Here is a 19529-nt window from a genome sequence, read left to right on the forward strand (position 1 = left end):
CACAGTATATGTTATCACCTAAGAGCAGTATAAATTTAACATAAATTAACCAACAACAATGTATTTAGGCAAAAATATTTTCAAATATTCAATAAAACACCTAAAACACCAATCTAAAAAACACTCATATTCACTATAGACCTCAATAAACTCAATACCTATACACAAGTAGACCTAAACAAGAAAAAGAGTAAAAAAGACAACTAACTGATTACTTTCTCCTCCCGTTTATTCCCTTTTTTCTTCACAAAAGAGAAAAACACTGCTTCAAAATGAAAAAAAAATATCAAAAAACGTCAAAATAATGTCTTTTATTCGATTTAGATACACTAACTTTATTCATTCAATGCCTTAGTCTGTTGATTAAGGCTTTTCCTATTTACATAACACAGTAATTTTAATTCACTATGAACAGACGTGATCTATTAAAAATTTCAGGTACGTTGTTCGCAGGAAGTATCCTTACACAAGGATTTGCAGCAACAAATACGTTAAGTACAATCACTGATACAGATGGCACAGCATCGACTGACCATCCTCTTTTATTGCATTATAACGAGAATAGCCTAGGTTTATCTCCTAAAGCAAAGAATGCCATTGTTGACGTTTTATCTAATGTGAATCGATATCCTGACAGTTATATAGAAAAATTACAACAGACCATCGCCGAAGCCTTTAAGATCGACACTAAACAAGTAACATTAGGTGTGGGATCATCTGATGTAATCAGAGCTGTAGTTAACCAACAAGTATATAAAGCTACTCAAAAAGGACAAAAGATACAGCTTATCACACCTCATCCTTCATTCTTCTTAGCAGCAGATCACGCTCAGGGAATGGGTATTCCTGTGGTAAGTATTCCATTAGATACTAACTTCTGTATGGATATCACTAAGATGAAGCAGGCAGCAGATAGCTTTGATGGTATTTCTATTGTTTACTTGTGTAACCCTAATAATCCTACAGGTACACTTACCTCATCAGCTACTATTGCGGATTGGGTAAAAGGAGCTAATGCTGATAAAAACTACTTTATGGTAGACGAAGCTTACGCTGAATATATCACTGATAAGAACTTCGTGAGTGGTACATCATTCATTAGAGAAGGCAGAGATAATGTTATTGTCCTACGCACATTCTCTAAGATATTCGCTATGGCAGGTATGCGCTTAGGATACGGTCTGTCTACAGAGAAAGTAGCTAAAGAGTTAGTACCATTTATGGCGATACTTAATATTAGTATGCCTACTGCAGTAGCAGGTACAGCCTCACTAAAGGACTCAGCGTTTATCCAACAGAGTAGAGCGATGAACTCTAATTCACTAGCGATGACCACAGAGGCATTTGATGCACTAGATATTAAATACCTTCCTAGTCAAGGTAACTTCTTGTTTCACCAAGTTAAGTGTGATCAAAAACAATATATCGAAGGTATGGCAGCAGAAGGCATCACAATTGGACGTCCATTCCCTCCTCTTATGCAGTGGAGCAGAGTAACCTTAGGTACACCGGACGAAATGAACCAATTCTTAGCAGTAATCAAAAAATTCAAAAAGAAAGGATGGGTATAAGCTCATCTTTTTTAAACAAATACATTCTATGCGAAAAATATTAAGCACTGTAGCCCTGTTAATATGTGCCACAGTAGCACACGCCCAATCTGACAAACTAAAGATAGAGAAGCTTAATGAACATATGTATGTCTATACCACATATCAAGAGTTTAAAGGAATATCTTATTCCTCTAATGCTCTATATGTATTGACTGACGAAGGAGCTATACTTATAGATACCCCATGGGATAAAGACCAGTATGAACCTTTAGTAAATCACATTAAAGAGGAACATCATAAAGATGTAAAGTGGGTAATCACTACTCACTTTCACGAGGATCGTTCTGGTGGATTAGACTACTTTAATAAACTAGGAGCACAGACTTACACTTATTCGTTGACAAATGATATATTGAAGGATCGCAATGAGCCACAGGCACTACACACCTTCGGTCGAGAAAAACAGTTTACATTCGGCAAAGAAAAGCTAGCTGTATACTTCTTAGGAGAAGGTCACTCTAAAGACAATACTGTAGTATGGTTTCCTAAAGAGAAGATTCTTTACGGAGGCTGCTTAATTAAAAGTGCAGAAGCTACAACAATAGGTAATATAGAAGATGGCAATGTAGCAGATTGGCCGAAGACTATTGAGGTAGTTAAACGCAAGTTTAGCGAAGCTAAACAAGTAATCCCTGGACATGATGCATGGGATATGTCTGGGCATATAGAGAACACAGAACGCATTTTGTCTGCATACGCTCAACAAAATTCAATAAAAAACAAGTAATTATAATAGTAAACCAATAAACTTAAGATTATTAACGACAAATAGCTTGTAGCGAAGTTTCTAATCTTAAAGTCTTTTATTACTTTTGCACTATGGCAAAACAAGATGATATTTTTAAGAACGTTGTTTCGCATGCTAAGGAGTATGGATATATATTTCCTTCGAGCGAAATATACGATGGTTTAAGCGCAGTATATGACTACGCTCAAAACGGTGTGGAGTTAAAGAAAAACATTCGCGAGTACTGGTGGAAATCTATGGTACAAATGCACGAAAATATTGTAGGAATTGATGCCTCAATTTTTATGCATCCTACCACTTGGAAAGCTTCTGGACACGTAGATGCGTTTAATGACCCATTAATTGACAACAAAGACAGTAAGAAAAGATATAGAGCAGACGTTCTTATCGAAGACTACTGTGAAAAATTATACCAAAAAGCTCAAAAAGAGATCGAAAAAGCAAAGAAACGCTTTGGAGAATCTTTTGACGAAGAACAATTCGTAGCTACTAACCCTCGTGTAGTAGAATACTTAGCGAAGAAAAAAGAGATCTTAGAGCGTATGGCTAAAGGTCTTGATACTGGAGATTTAGCAGACGTTAAAGCTCTTATCGAAGAGTTAGAGATTGCTGACCCAGAGACTGGTTCTAAAAACTGGACTGAGGTACGTCAGTTTAACCTTATGTTCGGTACTAAGTTAGGAGCATCAGCAGATACTGCTATGGACTTATACTTACGTCCTGAGACAGCACAAGGTATCTTCGTAAACTTCCTAAACGTACAGAAAACAGGACGTATGAAGATTCCTTTCGGTATCGCTCAGACAGGTAAGGCATTCCGTAACGAGATTGTAGCTCGTCAGTTTATCTTCCGTATGCGTGAGTTCGAACAAATGGAGATGCAATTCTTTGTAAAACCAGGTGAAGAAATGAAGTACTATGAGTACTGGAAAGAGACTCGTCATAAATGGCACTTATCATTAGGTATGGGAGCTGAGAACTACCGTTTCCACGACCATGAGAAATTAGCACACTATGCTAATGCTGCTACAGATATCGAGTTTAACTTCCCATTCGGATTTAAAGAATTAGAAGGTATTCACTCACGTACTGACTTTGACCTTAAAGCACATGAGAAGTTCTCTGGTAAGAAACTACAGTTCTTTGACAACGAGACTAACACTTCTTATGTACCTTACGTAGTAGAAACTTCAGTAGGTCTTGACCGTATGTTCTTATCTGTATTCTCTAAATCTTTAGTAGAAGAAACGTTAGAAGACGGTACTACACGTACAGTATTAAGATTACCTTCAGTATTAGCTCCAACTAAAGCTGCTGTATTACCATTAGTTAAGAAAGATGGTCTTCCAGAACTTGCACAAGAGATAATCGAAGAGCTTAAATGGGACTTTAATGTAGCCTATGATGAAAAAGATGCAGTAGGTCGTCGTTACCGTCGTGCTGATGCATTAGGTACACCATTCTGTATTACTGTTGACCACCAGTCATTAGAAGACAAAACGGTTACTATCCGTCACCGTGACACGATGAAACAAGATCGTGTAGCAATTGCTGATCTTAAAAACATCATAGAGAACGAAGTATCTATGAGAAACTGGTTAAAGAAAATGAAGTAATCCTCAGGATACTATATACTAAATCGGCTCCTTATCGGAGCCGCTTTTTTTATATATTATTATTAAGTTCCAACGCTTCTTCATCCCTACTCTCTATTTCTAATCTCTTACACGCCTTCCAGAATATAGCTGTCACTACACCCACAGTCACAACATTCGACGCCAAACAAGGTATCAAATCATCACCTAAAAAAAATAAAACCAACACTATCAGATAACTCCCTATAGAACACCAATAAGCCTGTATTATATTCTTACGATATGATGTAATCACAAGCATCAAAATTACAGTAGGAAGGATAAAATACCACCTTAAAATCATCAGAGAAAATGGTCCCAATATAAACAGAAAAAACAAAGCCTCTACATCTATTGTCCTTCCATTTTCTACGAACATCAATAATATAAATATAAGATGTAACAGATAGTAATGGGTTAGACACAACAGCGAAAAACATTCCCATTTTTTTAATTTTCTCATACTCTCAACAAAATTTTAATTATTAATTAGTTGCAATAAGTATTTAGTATTCAACTACTAACACGCTACACTAAGATATTTATTTATCATTATCCTTACTTGTACTTTATCTTTAATTACTATCACTATTTAAATATCACCAGCTTTTTATTTGCCTTTGGGTTAAGATTTTTGTACATCTTTAATAGGTGATGGTTTGGGTACGAGTTTGCTACGGTTTACAAAACAACCTTCTATCCCAAGTAAACACTACTATTTTCCGAACACTATCAAAACAAACTTAAAATTAAATTTCACACATATCTCATTTATAGCAAATTACATCAAAAACCACACTTCTAATTTGCTCAAAAAGAGCATATCAGGTCATTATCTCCAAATGAGTTCAAAACAGGTCAAAAACCTACTCTCATTCCTTTCTTAAAATGACAAAACAAATGTAAAATACTGTAATTATGTTATTTAAAAATAATTCATTATATTAATACTGATCTATTTTACTCAATTGAATAAAATCATACCACTCTAAAAACTCTTCTTAATGTAGGTTAAGTGCTTAGAGCTAAATGTGGTACTACATTTGTATCAGATAACAAAACAATAAAAATTATTATCATGAAAAAAATAGCATTATTATTCGTAGCAACATTATTCTCAGTTGCATCATTCGCACAAACAAAATGGAATGTAGATAACTACCACTCATTCTTAAACTTCTCAGTGAAACACTTAGGAATCTCATTCGTAGATGGTCGTTTTGATAAATACACAGGAACATTCGAAGGTAATCCTGAAGACTTAACAAAAGGTACATTTAAGTTTTCTGTAGATATGAACAGTGTGAACACATCTATCGAGATGCGTGACAACCACTTAAAAACAAATGATTTCTTCGGAGTAGAGAAGTTCCCTACAATGACATTCGAAAGTAAGTCAATCAAAAAAGTAGGTAAAGATCAATACAAATTAGAAGGTAACTTAACAATTAGAGATATCACTAAACCAGTAACGTTTAACCTTACTTATGGTGGTCTATTAAAAGACGATGGTCAAGGAAATACTAAATTAGGATTCCAAGCATCTACTACTATTAACCGTTTTGACTTCGGTGTAGCATATGATCCATCAGGACAAGCTATCGCTAAAGATGTAAAGATTAATGTAAACTTAGAGTTTAATCAAGTGAAATAATCCTTTTATACATACTTAATTTCCCAAGAAGGCTTCGCAGTAATTATCTGTGAAGCCTTTTCTATTTTTCAATTAGACTAAAAACATTTATCTATACCCAAAACAACAAACTACCCTCATAATGCGTTATAAAATAACACATTAATAAAAATTATATGAAAAAGGTTTTATTATTCTCCCTATTTGGAGCACTAGTTCTGACATCTTGTGGGGACAAAAACAAAAAAGGAGAAACAGAAGGGACAACAGAAGCAACTAAAGAATTAGTAGCTAAACCAACTGCACCAAAAGCAGAAGGACCTATTAGAATATTATTTGTTGGTAATAGCCATACAGAATACTTTGCTAGTTTTCCAAAAATGTTAGAAGCCCTAGCTAAAGAAAACAATAAACAGGTAGAGGTAAAATCATTACTTGAAATGGGGGTAAGCATTGACAAGATCATCGCTGCAAACCAAAAAGATGCTGATAAACTATTTGGACAAACAGATAAAGATGGTAACTACTTTGACTATGTAATCTTACAAGAAGCAACACCTGTAGCGATACAAGAACTTGATAAGTATAAAGCCAATACAAAGAATGTACATGATCAAGTGATTAAAAACAGTCCTGGTGTAGCTACTTATATTTACGGGCTTACAGTTCCATTTGAATACAATGAGAGAGACTATAAAGACTATCAACCAATGCTAATAGATAATGGTGTAGCAGTGGCTAAAGCTTTACCTAATACAGGATTCTTAAACTTCTCGGCTGTACTAGGAGCTGCTTATGAAGGAAAAGAGGGTTATACAGCTATTAAAGATGGAAAAGATGTATTACGCCATACAGACTCATCTCGCCACATGCTAAACGATGCGGTATTTGTTAACTCTATAGTATTATACCAAACACTATTCGGTGAAACTCCAAAAATACCACAACAGCTTCCATTAAGCACGGGTACAGGAGATGATCACGACATTAAACTAATGGATGTTACTAAAGGGGTAATGAATCCAGATGCTCTACTAAAAATAGCAACAAGCTTTAAATAAAATAATAAGCGAATATAAAAAGGCTTATCTCATAGAGATAAGCCTTTTACATTTCATCACTTTCTATAATTAGGCGACGACAGCATTCATTCTTTGCCTCTTTGCGCATACGATTAGCTACTTTAACCACTTCTATTGGTTTATACTTCATAAACAACCTCATAGAATTAAAGAACTGTAGAACTTTAGCAGCTATACGCTCACCCATACGATTGGTGCCTGGTCGTAATAATAACCCTGGTCGTAGGATAATAGTATTCTCAAATCGAAGATTAAGTATAGATCGCTCTAGTGTCCCTTTTAACTTACTGTAAAAGAACATACTCTTATCAGAAGCAGCTTTAGCAGATAAGAGTACAAAGTTCTTCACTCTGTTGGCCTTCGCATACTGAGCGAACTGCATTACGTAATCATAATCTATATGCCACTGAGCCTTCTTACTCCCTGCTTGCTTTAATGTCGTCCCAAGACAACTGAAGGCAATATCTCCTTCTATTAAATGTTTCCACTGGTCGATTTGTTCAAAATCTACTAGGTGAGTAACTAATTTAGGATGGTGTATATCCCATTCTTTTCGAATAAAAATAACTACTTCGTGAAAATCATCGTCACAAAGTAATTGACGTACGAGTACTTTACCAGTTGCTCCAGTACCTCCAATGACTAATGCTTTCATAATAAATTTCTTTAGTTCAGTATATTACCACAATAAACTTACCAATCTCTATTTAGACAACAGATATTTAAAAAGTTACTTAAATAAGTATAAAAAAAGTCTCCCTAAGGGAGACTTTCTATATCTAATTCTATTGATAGATTAAATTGTATGCGGAGCTAACATATGTTTAGGATCTAAGATCTCATCTAGTTTCTCCTTAGTCAATAAATTGTGCTCTAATACTAACTCGTATACTCCACGTCCAGACTCTAATGCTTCTTTAGCAATTTTAGTACTCGCTTTATACCCAATATATGGGTTTAATGCTGTCACAATACCGATACTACCTAATACTAGTTCTTTATTGTGCTCTACATTAGCCTTGATACCTACTACACATTTCTCCACTAATGTCTGCATAGCATTCTCCATCCAGATCATAGATTCCATCAGTGTGTGAGCTAATACTGGCTCCATCACGTTTAACTGTAACTGAGCTGCCTCAGAAGCCATCGTGATAGTCATATCATTACCGATTACTTTAAAACATACTTGGTTTACTACTTCTGGAATAACAGGATTCACTTTACCTGGCATAATAGAAGATCCCGGTTGCATTGGTGGTAATTGAATTTCGTTAAGTCCAGTACGAGGTCCTGAAGATAAAAGTCTTAAGTCATTACAAATCTTAGATAACTTAATTGCTACTTTCTTAAGTACCCCTGAGTACGCTACGAAACCACTAGTGTCAGACGTAGCCTCTACTAAGTTTTCTGCAGATGTAACTGGTTCTTTCATTAGTAAAGCCATATTCTTAGCACATAGATCTGCATATCCTGGTACTGCATTAAGACCAGTACCGATAGCTGTAGCTCCCATATTTACCTCTAAAAATGCTTGACTAGCTTGATTAAGAGCTGCTATTTCTTTCTTCAATGTAAAAGCAAAACCACCGAACTCTTGTCCTAAAGTCATAGGTACCGCATCCTGAAGCTGTGTACGTCCCATCTTAATGATGTTTTCGAACTCTACTGCTTTAGCTTCAAATCCTTTTACTAATAACTCTAATTTCGCTACTACCTTCTTATTCATTTCGAATACAGCTACTTTTAGTGCTGTAGGATATGCGTCATTAGTAGATTGTGACAAGTTTACGTGATCATTAGGTGAGCAGTGTGTATAATCCCCTTTTTCGAATCCTAATATCTCAATTGCTCTATTAGCAATAACTTCATTAGCATTCATATTTACAGAAGTACCTGCACCTCCCTGAATCATATCTACAGGGAACTCATCGTGTAACTTACCATCTAATATCTCCTGACATACGTCAGCGATAACTTTATATATTTTTTCGTCTAGGACGTTTAATTCAAAATTTGTTTTAGCAGCAGCCCATTTCACAACAGCTAATCCTTTTACGAACTCTGGATAATCTGATAATTTGCTCGTAGATATCTTAAAGTTGTTAATAGCTCGCTGTGTCTGTACACCGTAATAAGCATTTACAGGAACCTGTAACTCTCCTAATAAATCACTCTCAACTCTGGTTGTTTTCATAATAATACAGTTTTATATTTCTACTAATTTACAAAGTAATTTTTACTTAACGCCACTTAATCTCTAGGTTTATTCAGAGAATGTCCCCGAAACATAGTACCACTTCCCGCCTAACATCTCAAATAAAGAATCTTCATAATGTACACAGACATTTCCGTCTCTATCCATAAAATGAGCTTTAAACACTACACGGCTCTCCTCACTAGAAATCACTTCTAGTCGTTGCCAAGTGTTCTCTTTAGCCCACTGTAGTATAGCCTTCTTACTGTGAAAGTGTCTAGTCTTAGGATGTGTAGTATTAATGATATATGTAGCGTTAATCAATGCATAAGCAGTATAACGCGAACGCATTAGCTCCTCTGCAGTAGATGCTTCCTTCTTAAGTGTAACTATAGGTTGACAACAATCTACAAAGGTCTTACCGCTACAACAATAGCACTGTTGGTCTGATTCCATTAAGCTAGCTTTAGTTTTAATTCTTCAACTATTTTCAAGAACTTACCCCAATGTACTACCTCTTCGTCTGTCTTAGCGAAGTCTAATCCATCGTTAATACTTTCTTCTATTTTCTCTATTGCAGTAGAGGCTTCTGATTTCTTATTCTGAGCAATCAAAACCATCAATTGCATAATCTGTTGTTGTACTTCTTCTATTTTCATTTCAAAACATTCATTTCATCGCAAAGATATTTGTTATTAGTAATTAGAACGTTTTCCTTCTCACTAATTTTAGCAATAAATACAATAGTCAAGCCAAACACTTAACTAAAACTGATGATAAAAGATATTCTCAATGTATTGTTCCCTAAGAATTGTTTAGGCTGTTCTAATCTATTGCTCCAATCGGAAGAGATACTCTGCTTATTGTGTAGAGATGAATTGCCATTTAGCCAAGAGCACTTAACAGTAGATAATGCTTCTATGCACAAGTTCTATGGTAAAGTACCTATAGAACATGCCTCTTCTCTACTTCTCTACTCTAAAGGAGGAATGATACAGCAACTCATTCATAATTTAAAATATAAGAATCACCCTGAGGTTAGCTTCTTCTTAGGTAATATATATGCCCATCTGCTTAGTCATACTAATTTACTAACTGATATTACCGCTATCATACCTGTACCCTTACACAAGAATAAAAAGAAGACAAGAGGATATAATCAAGTAGATGGTTTCGCTAAGGCTATAAGCACACATTATAACATAGAAATAAACAATACTCTACTGATTAAAACAATTAAGACTTCGTCTCAGACAACTAAGAATAGATTTCAGCGAAAGGGTTCTAAAAAAGAGGTGTTCGAAGTAGATCAGACTCAATTAACCACAGAAGACAACCACTTCCTCTTACTAGATGATATATTAACAACTGGAAACACACTAGAATCGTGTTGTAAAAAACTACTACAAATTCCTAATACTAAAATCACTATACTGTGCTTAGCTAGGAGTATTTAAGCATTTATATTACCTAAATATTCAATAGCTTCTGGTGATTATAAAAGTTTTAATAACTGATATTTTCTAACTAAAAAATATAGTTGTTAATTTGTCTTTTAAATTAAAATTATGTCTAAGTTTCGTATATACTTTATTGTTTGCTTTACGATATTCAGCTTTATAACATTTTCAAACTGTGCGAAAAGAGGTTTTATTTCTGGAGGTCCTAAGGACACTATTCCTCCTGTAATGATTGGTAGTAATCCAAAGAACCATTCTATTCATTTTGACAAAAAACAGATTACTATTGATTTTGACGAGTTCGTTAAGATTAAAAACGTAAATCAAAACTTGATTATATCACCTCCTATGGAACATATGCCTGATGTGTCTCCTATGGGTAATGCTAGAAAGACAGTAACTATTAACTTAATAGATTCACTAAAACCAAATACTACTTATAGCTTTAACTTCGGTGATGCTATCATAGATAACAATGAGGGTAACGTACTTAAACAGTTTAAATACATTTTCTCTACTGGAGATTACATTGACTCACTGAAAATAGCAGGAACTATTAAGTCTGCTCATCAGCTAAAGACAGATAACTTCGTGAACGTGATGTTATATGATGCTGAGACGTTTAAAGACTCTACTATATACAAACAAAAACCATTGTATGTAACTAATACACTAGACAGCTTAACGACTTTCTCAATAGAGAATATCAGAGCTGGTAAATACTATTTAGTGGCATTAAAGGATAAGAATAATAACTTCTTATTTAACCCTAATGAGGACAAAATAGCATTCATAAAAGAACCTATCGAAATACCTACTGATAAAACATTTGACTTAACACTGTTCAAATCAGATGAGAAATTTGAAGCGGCTAGACCTGCTCAGATAACGCAAAATAAATGGTATGTACCATACTCTGGAAATCCTGATGATGCAAAGATTGAGGTAAAAAAAGATGGTAAAACTATTCCTAGTGCTTATACTTATTTCCCTGAGAAAGACAGCTTACAGGTATGGTTCCCTAAGATAGACGCTGACTCTCTACACTTCGTAGCTACTAAAGGTGACTACTCTAAGACATTTACAGTGAAACCTAGACCTAAGATGAAAGAGATAGATTCGCTAAGTGTAAATGGTAAATCGGGTACGCTAGATTTCTTATCTGATCTATTAGTAGAGACTACAACACCTGTAAAATCTATTAACAAAGACTTAATCACTATCCTAGATAAGGATTCGGTAGCAGTGCCATTCACTATAGAGAACAAAACAAAAGAACAAAAGATTTATCTTAAGTTTAAAAAAGCTGAATCAGATAACTATAAAGCAACATTATTACCTGGTGCCATTACAGACTTCTTTGATAAAGCTAATGATACTATAGTTCTTAACAATAAGACTATGGCTTATACAGATTATGGTAACTTAACTCTTACTTTACATGGACTTAAGAGATTCCCTGTAATTGTAGAACTTCTAGACGAAAGAGAAAAGGTAATTACTAGTCAGGCTAGTGAGAGTTCAAATACATTTGAATTTACGCTTTTACCTCCTCGAAAATATTATATTAGAGTTATCTATGACGATAATAAAAATGGTAAATGGGATACAGGATACTTCTGGGACAGAAGACAGCCAGAAGAAACAGTATACTTCCCTGAAGCTATAGATGTACGTGCTAACTGGGATGTAAAAGAACAAATCAGTTTATAACTAAAAAGGCCTCTTTGTAAAATACAAAGAGGCCTTTTTAGTTATTCTATAAGTTCTAGTCAATAGTAAAAGTATCTGCATCTCTTAATACACCAAAACTCTTTCTTATCTTATCTTGTTTTGCTTTATCTAACATGATATAGGTAATGTGCTCTCCTTCTATAGGTTCTACTAAGTACTTTCCTAGCATATCTAAGGCTTGAGAATGACCAGTGTATATGTTATCATTCTCATCTACTCCACATCTATTCACAGCTACTAGGTAGCTCATGTTCTCAATAGCTCTTGCTTTTAATAAAGAATCCCACGCATAAATACGCTGATCTGGCCAGCTCGCTACATAGATAAGTAGGTCATAAGCTTCGTCATTATTACGGCTAAATACTGGAAAGCGAAGATCATAACACACTAATGGGCATATCTTCCACCCTCTATATTCTACAATCAATCTTTCTTTTCCTGCTTTATACACTTTCTCTTCTCCTGCTAATGAAAAAAGGTGTCTCTTGTCATAGGTACTTATTTCTCCTTTATCAGAGATAAAAAAGAGTCTATTGTAATAATACTCGCCTTCCTTTATAACAACACTCCCAATTAAGGCAAATAAATGCTCTCTACAAGACGATTGTAGTTCTGCTATAAAGTTATCCTGCATAGTTATATAAACTCGCTCAGGATTCATTGTAAAGCCCGAAACGAACATCTCTGGTAGTACTACAAGATCAGTTCCTTCTTCAATCTTATTTAACTGCTGTAAGAAATGCTTTTTATTTTGTTCTATATCCTCCCATGCTAGTGGAGATTGTAACATTGCTATTTTCATAAGGGTATTGCTGAGATTATATCTCAAAAGTACACATAATAATTATATCTCATCGATAGGCCTACCGCAACAAGGGCAACTCTCTAAAGTATCTTTCTCTTTTGCTTTTAAAGCCGCTAAAGCTTTTGCTTCTTTTCGCTCATCCAATACTTCTGTAAAACCTGATGATATAATACCTGTAGGTAGGGCAAAAAAACCAATACCAATTACAGCTAATACTCCTCCTATTAACTTCCCTAATACTGTAACAGGATAAATATCTCCATACCCAACTGTACAAATGGTAATAACAGACCACCACATAGAATCTGGAATACTCGAAAAAGCCTCAGGTTGTGAAGAGTTCTCCGCATAATAGATAGCTGTAGAAGCTATAAGCAATAGAAATATTAATAAGAATGCTGCAATTGCTAATTCACTTGCCTTTCTTTTAAATACGCTCATCACAATTGCCAATGCAGAAACATACTTAGCAACTTTAAATACGCGTAACAATCTAAACACACGTAATAAACGTAAAATACGTAAGTCAACACTAACAAAAGATAGATAAAAAGGTAATATAGCAAATAGGTCTATCAGCTGCATAGAAGTAAAAGTGTACTTTAATCTACCTAAGAATGGTTGATTAAATCGTTTGTCACATGTAATAGACCACATGCGCAAAACATACTCTACTGAAAAGAAAGCTACTGAGAAAAGATTAAAACGCACAAAGAAAAAGGCGTATTCTGCTTTAAATTCTGGTATAGATTCGAAGATTAACGAAACTGCATTTAACAAAATCAAGACAATGATAACTCCTTGTATAGCTTTACTCCCAAAGGAGTTGGATTCGTTATTTAAAAGATTGTAAATCTTTTGTTTTACAGTTATATTCCTCATCTATTCTCTACTTTTAGAATCTTAAAAAATCAAGAATACAAAAGTAAAAAATATCATTTTTTAAACATTTAAATAAAAGCATAAAAAAAGCAGATATATTTCTATATCTGCTTTTTCATTTATTTCAAGAAAAACTATTATTTCAAGCTTGCTTTTAAGTATTCTCTGTTCATACGAGCGATGTTCTCTAAAGAAATTCCTTTAGGACATTCTACTTCACATGCTCCAGTATTAGTACAGTTACCAAAACCTAAAGCATCCATCTCAGCTACCATGTTTAATACACGGTCTGCAGCTTCAACTTTACCTTGTGGTAACAAAGCAAATTGAGAAACTTTTGCAGATACGAATAACATAGCAGAAGAGTTTTTACATGTAGCAACACAAGCACCACATCCAATACAAGTAGCTGCGTCAAATGCACGGTCAGCGTCATGTTTAGGAACTGGGATAGCGTTAGCATCTTGTGTATTACCTGAAGTATTTACAGAGATGAAACCACCTGCATGTTGAATTTTATCAAAAGCAGTACGGTCAACTACTAAGTCTTTAATTACTGGGAAAGCTTTAGCTCTAAAAGGCTCAATATAGATAGTATCACCATCTTTGAACTTTCTCATGTGTAACTGACAAGTAGTAATTCCTCTATCTGGTCCGTGAGCTTCACCATTAATGAATAAAGAACACATACCACAGATACCCTCACGACAGTCATGGTCGAAAGCTACAGGATCATCACCTTTCTCGATTAACTCGTTGTTTAATACATCAAGCATTTCTAAGAAAGACATATCAGGAGAAACATTGGCGATTTTATAATCAACCATTTTTCCTTGTTCTTTAGCGTTTGATTGACGCCATATTTTAAGTGTAAGATTCATTTGTATCGAATTTTTACAATAAGGTTTGGTCCGAAGACCAAAGCCTCAATATTATTTATAACTACGAGTTACCAATTTAATGTTTTCATAAACTAAGTCTTCTTTATGAAGCACTGCTTCACTTGGGTTACCTTTGTATTCCCAAGCAGCAACGTATGCGAAGTTCTCGTCATCACGTTTTGCTTCACCATCCTCAGTTTGGTGCTCTTCACGGAAGTGACCTCCACAAGACTCTTCACGGTGTAAAGCGTCTTTAGCGAATAATTCACCTAATTCTAAGTAATCAGCTACTCTTAATGCTTTCTCTAACTCTTGGTTAAAGCTTTCATTAGTACCTGATACTTTCACGTCTTTGTAGAACTCTTCTCTTAACTGAGCAATCTCAGCCATAGCTTCAGTTAAACCTTTAGCATTACGAGCCATACCTACTTTATCCCACATAATTTTTCCTAACTTCTTGTGGAAGTAGTCAACTGAATGTGTACCGTTATTGCTAATTAAATGGTCGATCATACCACGAACATTTTTCTCAGCAGCGTCAAACTCAGGTAAATCAGTTGGGATAGCACCTGTACGAATATCATTAGCTAAGTAATCACCAATAGTATATGGTAATACAAAGTATCCATCAGCTAAACCTTGCATTAAAGCAGAAGCTCCAAGGCGGTTAGCACCATGGTCAGAGAAGTTAGCCTCTCCTAATACATAACATCCTTCGATAGTAGACATTAAGTTGTAATCTACCCATAATCCTCCCATTGTATAGTGAACAGCAGGGTAAATCATCATAGGAGTAGTATATGGATCCTCATCAACAATTTTCTCATACATTTGGAATAAGTTACCATACTTATTCTCAACTACGTCTCTACCTAATTTATAAACTAACTTAGCGTCGTTCTCATCCATGTGGTGAATACGAGCTTGTTCTTTACCGTAACGCTCAATAGCAGAAGCGAAATCTAAGTATACGGCTTCACCTGTAGCGTTTACTCCATATCCAGCATCACATCTTTCTTTAGCAGCACGAGACGCAACGTCACGAGGTACTAAGTTACCGAATGATGGATATCTTCTTTCTAAGTAGTAATCTCTATCTTCTTCAGCGATTTGAGTTGGTTTTAATCTACCTTCTCTAATTGCTACAGCATCTTCCATTTTTGCAGGAACCCAAATACGTCCATCGTTACGTAATGACTCAGACATCAAAGTAAGTTTTGATTGGTGGTCACCAGTTACAGGAATACAAGTTGGGTGAATTTGAGTATAACAAGGGTTAGCAAAATATGCTCCACGTTTGTGTGCTTTCCAAGCAGCAGTAACGTTAGATCCCATTGCATTTGTAGATAAGAAGAATACGTTTCCGTAACCACCTGTACAAATAACTACAGCGTGTGCAGAGTGACGTTCAATCTCACCATTGATTAAGTTACGAGCAATAATACCTCTTGCTTTACCATCAACTAATACGATGTCTAACATCTCATGACGGTTATACATTTGGATTTTACCACGACCGATTTGACGGTTCATAGCAGAATATGCTCCTAATAATAACTGTTGTCCAGTTTGTCCTTTAGCGTAGAAAGTACGAGATACTTGTACCCCACCAAAAGAACGGTTATCTAAAAGACCTCCGTATTCACGTGCAAAAGGTACACCTTGAGCAACACATTGGTCAATAATGTTTTCAGAAACTTCAGCTAAACGGTAAACGTTTGCTTCACGAGCACGGTAATCTCCTCCTTTTACAGTATCATAGAATAATCTGTAAACTGAGTCACCATCTCCTTGGTAGTTCTTAGATGCGTTAATCCCCCCTTGAGCAGCAATAGAGTGCGCACGACGAGGTGAATCTTGGTAACAGAAAGCTTTTACGTTATATCCTAACTCAGCTAATGTAGCAGCAGCAGAACCACCAGCTAATCCAGTTCCAACAACAATAACATCAATGTTACGTTTGTTAGCAGGGTTAACTAATTTAATATGATTTTTGTATTCAGACCATTTTTTATCAAGTGGTCCCTGAGGTATTTTAGAATCTAATTTCATGATCAAATTTCTTTAGGACTATTTAAAAAAATGAATATATACAGGAATGATAGCAAATAACGCAGGAATAACGTATGCGATAATAAAGCTAAGTCCTTTAATACATCCTCTATATTTAGGATTATTAACTCCTAAAGATTGGAATGCACTACCAAATCCATGAGATAAGTGGAATCCTAAAACCACCATAGCTAATACATAAGCTATTGTTGCAATTAATCCAGTCTTCTCGTTTTTGAAGAACTCTACAGTAATTTTATGTAAATCTTTGTATCCGTCAGCAACTTTTAAATCTGTACCTGGTTGGAAGAATTGAGTACCTTTAACCTCTAATTGTCCCATTTCTACAGCATTCACAGGAATTGCTTGTTGTTGTACTGTTTTATAAATTAAAACTGGCTCTTGACCTTCTACTTTTACTTCTACTTTTTGTAATGGCATTTCAGCGAAATGCATTTTAGCCCAGAAGTTAGCCATGTGAGTCACAATGAATACTAACAATAAAGTTCCTAAAATAGCCATATTTCTAGAAGAAAATGAGCTATTAGCAGCAGCATTGTTTTTTGCATATCCGATTGGACGTGCTTTTTTGTTTTGGATTGTTAAAACGATACCATCAATCGCGTGAAATAAGATTGAAATGTACGTAACATAAGATAATACTTTTACTGCTGGATTAGTAGTCATAAATAACGCATACTCGTTGAATGCAGAAGCGTCACCAAAGATCAATTGAAGGTTTCCCGCCAAGTGACCTACTAAAAACAAGCATAAAAATAACCCTGTAAGAGCCATCCAATACTTCTTAGCTAAGGATGACTTTAAAAGTGCAGATTTTGCCATAATGTAATTTTAATTGTTTTTCTTGAAAAAATCTCTCAAAAATACATCTTCTTAACGTTATGCACAAAGGCAAGGACTCTATTTATACTCAGTACAAACAAAGAATTATTCAATCAAAAAAACGCTATTTAAATCAAACGAGAAATTTTTTAAGACATTAAAGAATTTTATATAGCGTTATGTTAAAAAGACTTTAAAATATTCGCATCTATAACAATAATAAAGTTAGCCAAACCTAAATTATCATTTTCGAAATTAGCTACATCTGCACTCTCAACCATAGTAATAGTACTAACTTTAAGAGATGAATTGTATTGATTCAGATACCAAACGATACCTTCGAAATTATTACTGTGGTAAGATCCATTAAAATGTAAAAACAATTTACCTGTTTTAAATTGCTTATTGATAAAATACCCCATTGTTGCATCTTTTATAGCTTGTGCTTTTGGTAGGTTCTCATCTTTATGATCTTCGAACATTGCCATCATATTTTTGTACCCTGGCAAATTACCATCATAAGGAAAAGGTAATGGTGCTATCCACGCCTTTTCTTCTATACTTAACGTATCTAAAGCAGCTGTACCCTTTTTAAACAATAAACTAGCATATCTTCTTGGCACATTAGTAGCAATAAAATCAAGTTTATTGCTTTTAGCATACTCCACTAAAGGTCTGTAATCCGTCTTGTAATTATTCCACAGTCTAACATCTTTTCCAAACTGTTCTTCATTAATCTCTCCCCTAACATAACTAGTTAAACCTTCTTGATTATCTGCCTCAAACATTTCAGCCCCTAACACTAATTCTTTCTTAGCTCCAAGGGATTGTGTAACTTGTAATTGAAGCCAGTGTCCTAATGAATTGTTATGAAATTCTCCAAAAAGGACTACATCACTTTTAGACAAGCTCTTAACCATCTTTTCATAGCTAACTTTTTTTCCTTCTTTAGTATATATCTGATATGGTTCACCACTTTGACCGTAAGCCATTGAACAAAAAAGTGTAATTGCAGTAAGTATTTTTTTCATTGTTGTAAATATTAGTTGGGCAAAGATAAACTTTTCTATTATTTAGACTTGTTACAGATAATATATAAGTACTATTTACTTATTAAAACTGTAAAAAGTTGGACTCGACAACACTAAACTTTAAATTTGCATCAAATTAAAATGATGGGAACCACAAAAATTCTATATAAGAACACCAATATCTCTTACACAGAGAGAGGAAAAGGAAATACACTAGTCTTCTTACATGGCTTTTTAGAAGACAATACCATGTGGGAATACTATCTTGATTATTTCGCACAAAAAAATAAAGTAATAGCTATTGACCTACTAGGACATGGAGATTCAGGATGCATAGGTTACATACACAGTATGGAAGATATGGCAGATATGGTATACGCCATTATTTCATCCTTAAAGATAAAAAAGTTAACACTTATTGGTCACTCTATGGGAGGTTACGTGTCATTAGCTTTTGGAGAGTTATATCCTGATTATGTCAAGAAAATTGTTCTTGTATCATCTTCAACAAGAGCTGACAGTGCAGATCGAAAAATAAATAGAGATAGAGCTTTAGAAGTAATAAAAAAGAACAGTGACTTGTTTGTAACGATGGCTATCAATAACACATTCTTAGCAGAGACAAGGATTACACATGCTAAAGAAGTAGAACACCATCTAGAAATAGCATTAAAAACTCCAAAACAAGGAATAATAGCAGCTATAGAAGGAATGAAATCAAGAACTGACAGAGAAGTACTGCTTCACTTTGCTCCATATCCAATCAAAATGATAGTAGGAACATCAGATCCAGTAATATCTCCTCAAGAAATACAAAAAGAAATAGAAGGCACCGATACTGAAGTATTTGAAATAAACTCAGGACATATGCCTCAGATAGAAGCCAAAGAAGAACTATTAGAAGCTTTAACCAATAGCCTAAAATAGAAAAAGG

Annotated in this window: 19 protein-coding genes; 8 read left to right on the forward strand and 11 right to left on the reverse strand. The window is 34.7% G+C overall.

Going from position 1 to position 19529, the window contains the following annotated elements; translation table 11 throughout:
- Positions 1–407 precede the first annotated feature (407 nt).
- From BMX53_RS01940 to BMX53_RS01950, 3 genes are all read left to right on the forward strand, one after another.
- Positions 408–1571 carry a pyridoxal phosphate-dependent aminotransferase gene (locus BMX53_RS01940; RefSeq protein ID WP_074744347.1) on the forward strand — a complete coding sequence of 388 codons (1164 nt, stop codon included), beginning with the start codon at positions 408–410 and terminating at the stop codon, positions 1569–1571.
- Between the two features lie 28 nt (positions 1572–1599).
- Positions 1600–2340: an MUS/TUS/MOC family subclass B1 metallo-beta-lactamase gene (gene bla / locus BMX53_RS01945; protein WP_074744349.1), complete on the forward strand. Its 741-nt coding sequence runs from the start codon at positions 1600–1602 to the stop codon at positions 2338–2340.
- A 92-nt stretch (positions 2341–2432) separates the two neighbouring features.
- Positions 2433–3977, forward strand: coding sequence for a glycine--tRNA ligase (locus BMX53_RS01950; RefSeq protein ID WP_038985128.1), 1545 nt, complete (start codon positions 2433–2435; stop codon positions 3975–3977).
- A gap of 49 nt (positions 3978–4026) precedes the next feature.
- Here BMX53_RS01950 and BMX53_RS01955 read toward each other — a convergent pair whose 3' ends face one another.
- Complete coding sequence (locus tag BMX53_RS01955) at positions 4027–4458, reverse strand: hypothetical protein (RefSeq protein ID WP_074744351.1); 432 nt, start codon at positions 4456–4458, stop codon at positions 4027–4029.
- 615 nt (positions 4459–5073) lie between these two features.
- Between BMX53_RS01955 and BMX53_RS01960 the strand changes: the two genes are divergently transcribed.
- Complete coding sequence (locus BMX53_RS01960) at positions 5074–5649, forward strand: YceI family protein (RefSeq protein WP_074744353.1); 576 nt, start codon at positions 5074–5076, stop codon at positions 5647–5649.
- A gap of 155 nt (positions 5650–5804) precedes the next feature.
- Positions 5805–6689, forward strand: coding sequence for a hypothetical protein (locus tag BMX53_RS01965; RefSeq protein ID WP_063175092.1), 885 nt, complete (start codon positions 5805–5807; stop codon positions 6687–6689).
- A gap of 46 nt (positions 6690–6735) precedes the next feature.
- Here the strand turns inward: BMX53_RS01965 and BMX53_RS01970 are convergent, their stop codons facing one another.
- From BMX53_RS01970 to BMX53_RS01985, 4 genes are all read right to left on the reverse strand, one after another.
- Entirely contained in the window at positions 6736–7365 is a 630-nt protein-coding gene (locus BMX53_RS01970) for an NAD(P)H-binding protein (protein WP_074744355.1), read from the reverse strand.
- Between the two features lie 141 nt (positions 7366–7506).
- Positions 7507–8907 carry an aspartate ammonia-lyase gene (gene aspA / locus BMX53_RS01975; RefSeq protein WP_038985139.1) on the reverse strand — a complete coding sequence of 467 codons (1401 nt, stop codon included), beginning with the start codon at positions 8905–8907 and terminating at the stop codon, positions 7507–7509.
- Between the two features lie 69 nt (positions 8908–8976).
- Positions 8977–9363 carry a YchJ family protein gene (locus BMX53_RS01980; protein ID WP_074744357.1) on the reverse strand — a complete coding sequence of 129 codons (387 nt, stop codon included), beginning with the start codon at positions 9361–9363 and terminating at the stop codon, positions 8977–8979.
- Entirely contained in the window at positions 9363–9566 is a 204-nt protein-coding gene (locus BMX53_RS01985; protein ID WP_038985142.1) for a hypothetical protein, read from the reverse strand. The genes BMX53_RS01980 and BMX53_RS01985 overlap by 1 nt, the downstream gene beginning before the upstream one ends.
- A gap of 114 nt (positions 9567–9680) precedes the next feature.
- On the opposite strand from BMX53_RS01985, the gene BMX53_RS01990 reads away from it, so the two are divergent.
- A complete protein-coding gene (locus BMX53_RS01990; RefSeq protein ID WP_244154461.1) occupies positions 9681–10364 on the forward strand; it encodes a ComF family protein in 684 nt (227 codons plus the stop codon).
- A 111-nt stretch (positions 10365–10475) separates the two neighbouring features.
- Positions 10476–12080, forward strand: coding sequence for an Ig-like domain-containing domain (locus BMX53_RS01995; RefSeq protein ID WP_074744359.1), 1605 nt, complete (start codon positions 10476–10478; stop codon positions 12078–12080).
- A gap of 55 nt (positions 12081–12135) precedes the next feature.
- On the opposite strand, the gene BMX53_RS02000 is transcribed toward BMX53_RS01995, so the two are convergent.
- The 6 genes from BMX53_RS02000 to BMX53_RS02025 all read right to left on the reverse strand — a co-directional run bounded on the left by BMX53_RS02000 (position 12136) and on the right by BMX53_RS02025 (position 18595).
- Positions 12136–12903, reverse strand: coding sequence for a nitrilase family protein (locus BMX53_RS02000; protein ID WP_074744361.1), 768 nt, complete (start codon positions 12901–12903; stop codon positions 12136–12138).
- Positions 12904–12945: 42 nt separating this feature from the next.
- On the reverse strand, positions 12946–13788 hold the full coding sequence (locus BMX53_RS02005) for an ion transporter (protein WP_074744363.1): 843 nt from the start codon (positions 13786–13788) through the stop codon (positions 12946–12948).
- A gap of 137 nt (positions 13789–13925) precedes the next feature.
- Positions 13926–14669, reverse strand: coding sequence for a succinate dehydrogenase/fumarate reductase iron-sulfur subunit (locus BMX53_RS02010; RefSeq protein ID WP_038986990.1), 744 nt, complete (start codon positions 14667–14669; stop codon positions 13926–13928).
- Between the two features lie 51 nt (positions 14670–14720).
- Positions 14721–16721: a fumarate reductase/succinate dehydrogenase flavoprotein subunit gene (locus tag BMX53_RS02015; RefSeq protein WP_038986989.1), complete on the reverse strand. Its 2001-nt coding sequence runs from the start codon at positions 16719–16721 to the stop codon at positions 14721–14723.
- 18 nt (positions 16722–16739) lie between these two features.
- Complete coding sequence (locus BMX53_RS02020; protein WP_038986988.1) at positions 16740–17564, reverse strand: succinate dehydrogenase cytochrome b subunit; 825 nt, start codon at positions 17562–17564, stop codon at positions 16740–16742.
- A gap of 182 nt (positions 17565–17746) precedes the next feature.
- Complete coding sequence (locus BMX53_RS02025) at positions 17747–18595, reverse strand: ChaN family lipoprotein (RefSeq protein WP_074744365.1); 849 nt, start codon at positions 18593–18595, stop codon at positions 17747–17749.
- Positions 18596–18739: 144 nt separating this feature from the next.
- Here BMX53_RS02025 and BMX53_RS02030 point away from each other — a divergent pair, with 144 nt between their 5' ends.
- The gene (locus BMX53_RS02030) at positions 18740–19522 is read left to right on the forward strand and encodes an alpha/beta fold hydrolase (RefSeq protein WP_074744367.1); all 783 of its coding nucleotides are present in this window, start codon (positions 18740–18742) and stop codon (positions 19520–19522) included.
- The last annotated feature ends 7 nt before the right edge of the window (positions 19523–19529 follow it).

This window comes from Myroides marinus (genome assembly GCF_900109075.1).
In the GTDB taxonomy this organism is placed as follows: Bacteria; Bacteroidota; Bacteroidia; order Flavobacteriales; family Flavobacteriaceae; genus Flavobacterium; species Flavobacterium marinum_A.

What these genes read in the sequence shown, in the direction of transcription:
- BMX53_RS01940 (WP_074744347.1), top strand. Translation starts at nt 408, where the DNA reads ATGAACAGACGTGATCTATTAAAAATTTCAGGTACGTTGTTCGCAGGA.
- bla (WP_074744349.1), top strand. Translation starts at nt 1,600, where the DNA reads ATGCGAAAAATATTAAGCACTGTAGCCCTGTTAATATGTGCCACAGTA.
- BMX53_RS01950 (WP_038985128.1), top strand. Translation starts at nt 2,433, where the DNA reads ATGGCAAAACAAGATGATATTTTTAAGAACGTTGTTTCGCATGCTAAG.
- BMX53_RS01955 (WP_074744351.1), bottom strand. Translation starts at nt 4,458, where the DNA reads ATGAGAAAATTAAAAAAATGGGAATGTTTTTCGCTGTTGTGTCTAACC.
- BMX53_RS01960 (WP_074744353.1), top strand. Translation starts at nt 5,074, where the DNA reads ATGAAAAAAATAGCATTATTATTCGTAGCAACATTATTCTCAGTTGCA.
- BMX53_RS01965 (WP_063175092.1), top strand. Translation starts at nt 5,805, where the DNA reads ATGAAAAAGGTTTTATTATTCTCCCTATTTGGAGCACTAGTTCTGACA.
- BMX53_RS01970 (WP_074744355.1), bottom strand. Translation starts at nt 7,365, where the DNA reads ATGAAAGCATTAGTCATTGGAGGTACTGGAGCAACTGGTAAAGTACTC.
- aspA (WP_038985139.1), bottom strand. Translation starts at nt 8,907, where the DNA reads ATGAAAACAACCAGAGTTGAGAGTGATTTATTAGGAGAGTTACAGGTT.
- BMX53_RS01980 (WP_074744357.1), bottom strand. Translation starts at nt 9,363, where the DNA reads ATGGAATCAGACCAACAGTGCTATTGTTGTAGCGGTAAGACCTTTGTA.
- BMX53_RS01985 (WP_038985142.1), bottom strand. Translation starts at nt 9,566, where the DNA reads ATGAAAATAGAAGAAGTACAACAACAGATTATGCAATTGATGGTTTTG.
- BMX53_RS01990 (WP_244154461.1), top strand. Translation starts at nt 9,681, where the DNA reads ATGATAAAAGATATTCTCAATGTATTGTTCCCTAAGAATTGTTTAGGC.
- BMX53_RS01995 (WP_074744359.1), top strand. Translation starts at nt 10,476, where the DNA reads ATGTCTAAGTTTCGTATATACTTTATTGTTTGCTTTACGATATTCAGC.
- BMX53_RS02000 (WP_074744361.1), bottom strand. Translation starts at nt 12,903, where the DNA reads ATGAAAATAGCAATGTTACAATCTCCACTAGCATGGGAGGATATAGAA.
- BMX53_RS02005 (WP_074744363.1), bottom strand. Translation starts at nt 13,788, where the DNA reads ATGAGGAATATAACTGTAAAACAAAAGATTTACAATCTTTTAAATAAC.
- BMX53_RS02010 (WP_038986990.1), bottom strand. Translation starts at nt 14,669, where the DNA reads ATGAATCTTACACTTAAAATATGGCGTCAATCAAACGCTAAAGAACAA.
- BMX53_RS02015 (WP_038986989.1), bottom strand. Translation starts at nt 16,721, where the DNA reads ATGAAATTAGATTCTAAAATACCTCAGGGACCACTTGATAAAAAATGG.
- BMX53_RS02020 (WP_038986988.1), bottom strand. Translation starts at nt 17,564, where the DNA reads ATGGCAAAATCTGCACTTTTAAAGTCATCCTTAGCTAAGAAGTATTGG.
- BMX53_RS02025 (WP_074744365.1), bottom strand. Translation starts at nt 18,595, where the DNA reads ATGAAAAAAATACTTACTGCAATTACACTTTTTTGTTCAATGGCTTAC.
- BMX53_RS02030 (WP_074744367.1), top strand. Translation starts at nt 18,740, where the DNA reads ATGGGAACCACAAAAATTCTATATAAGAACACCAATATCTCTTACACA.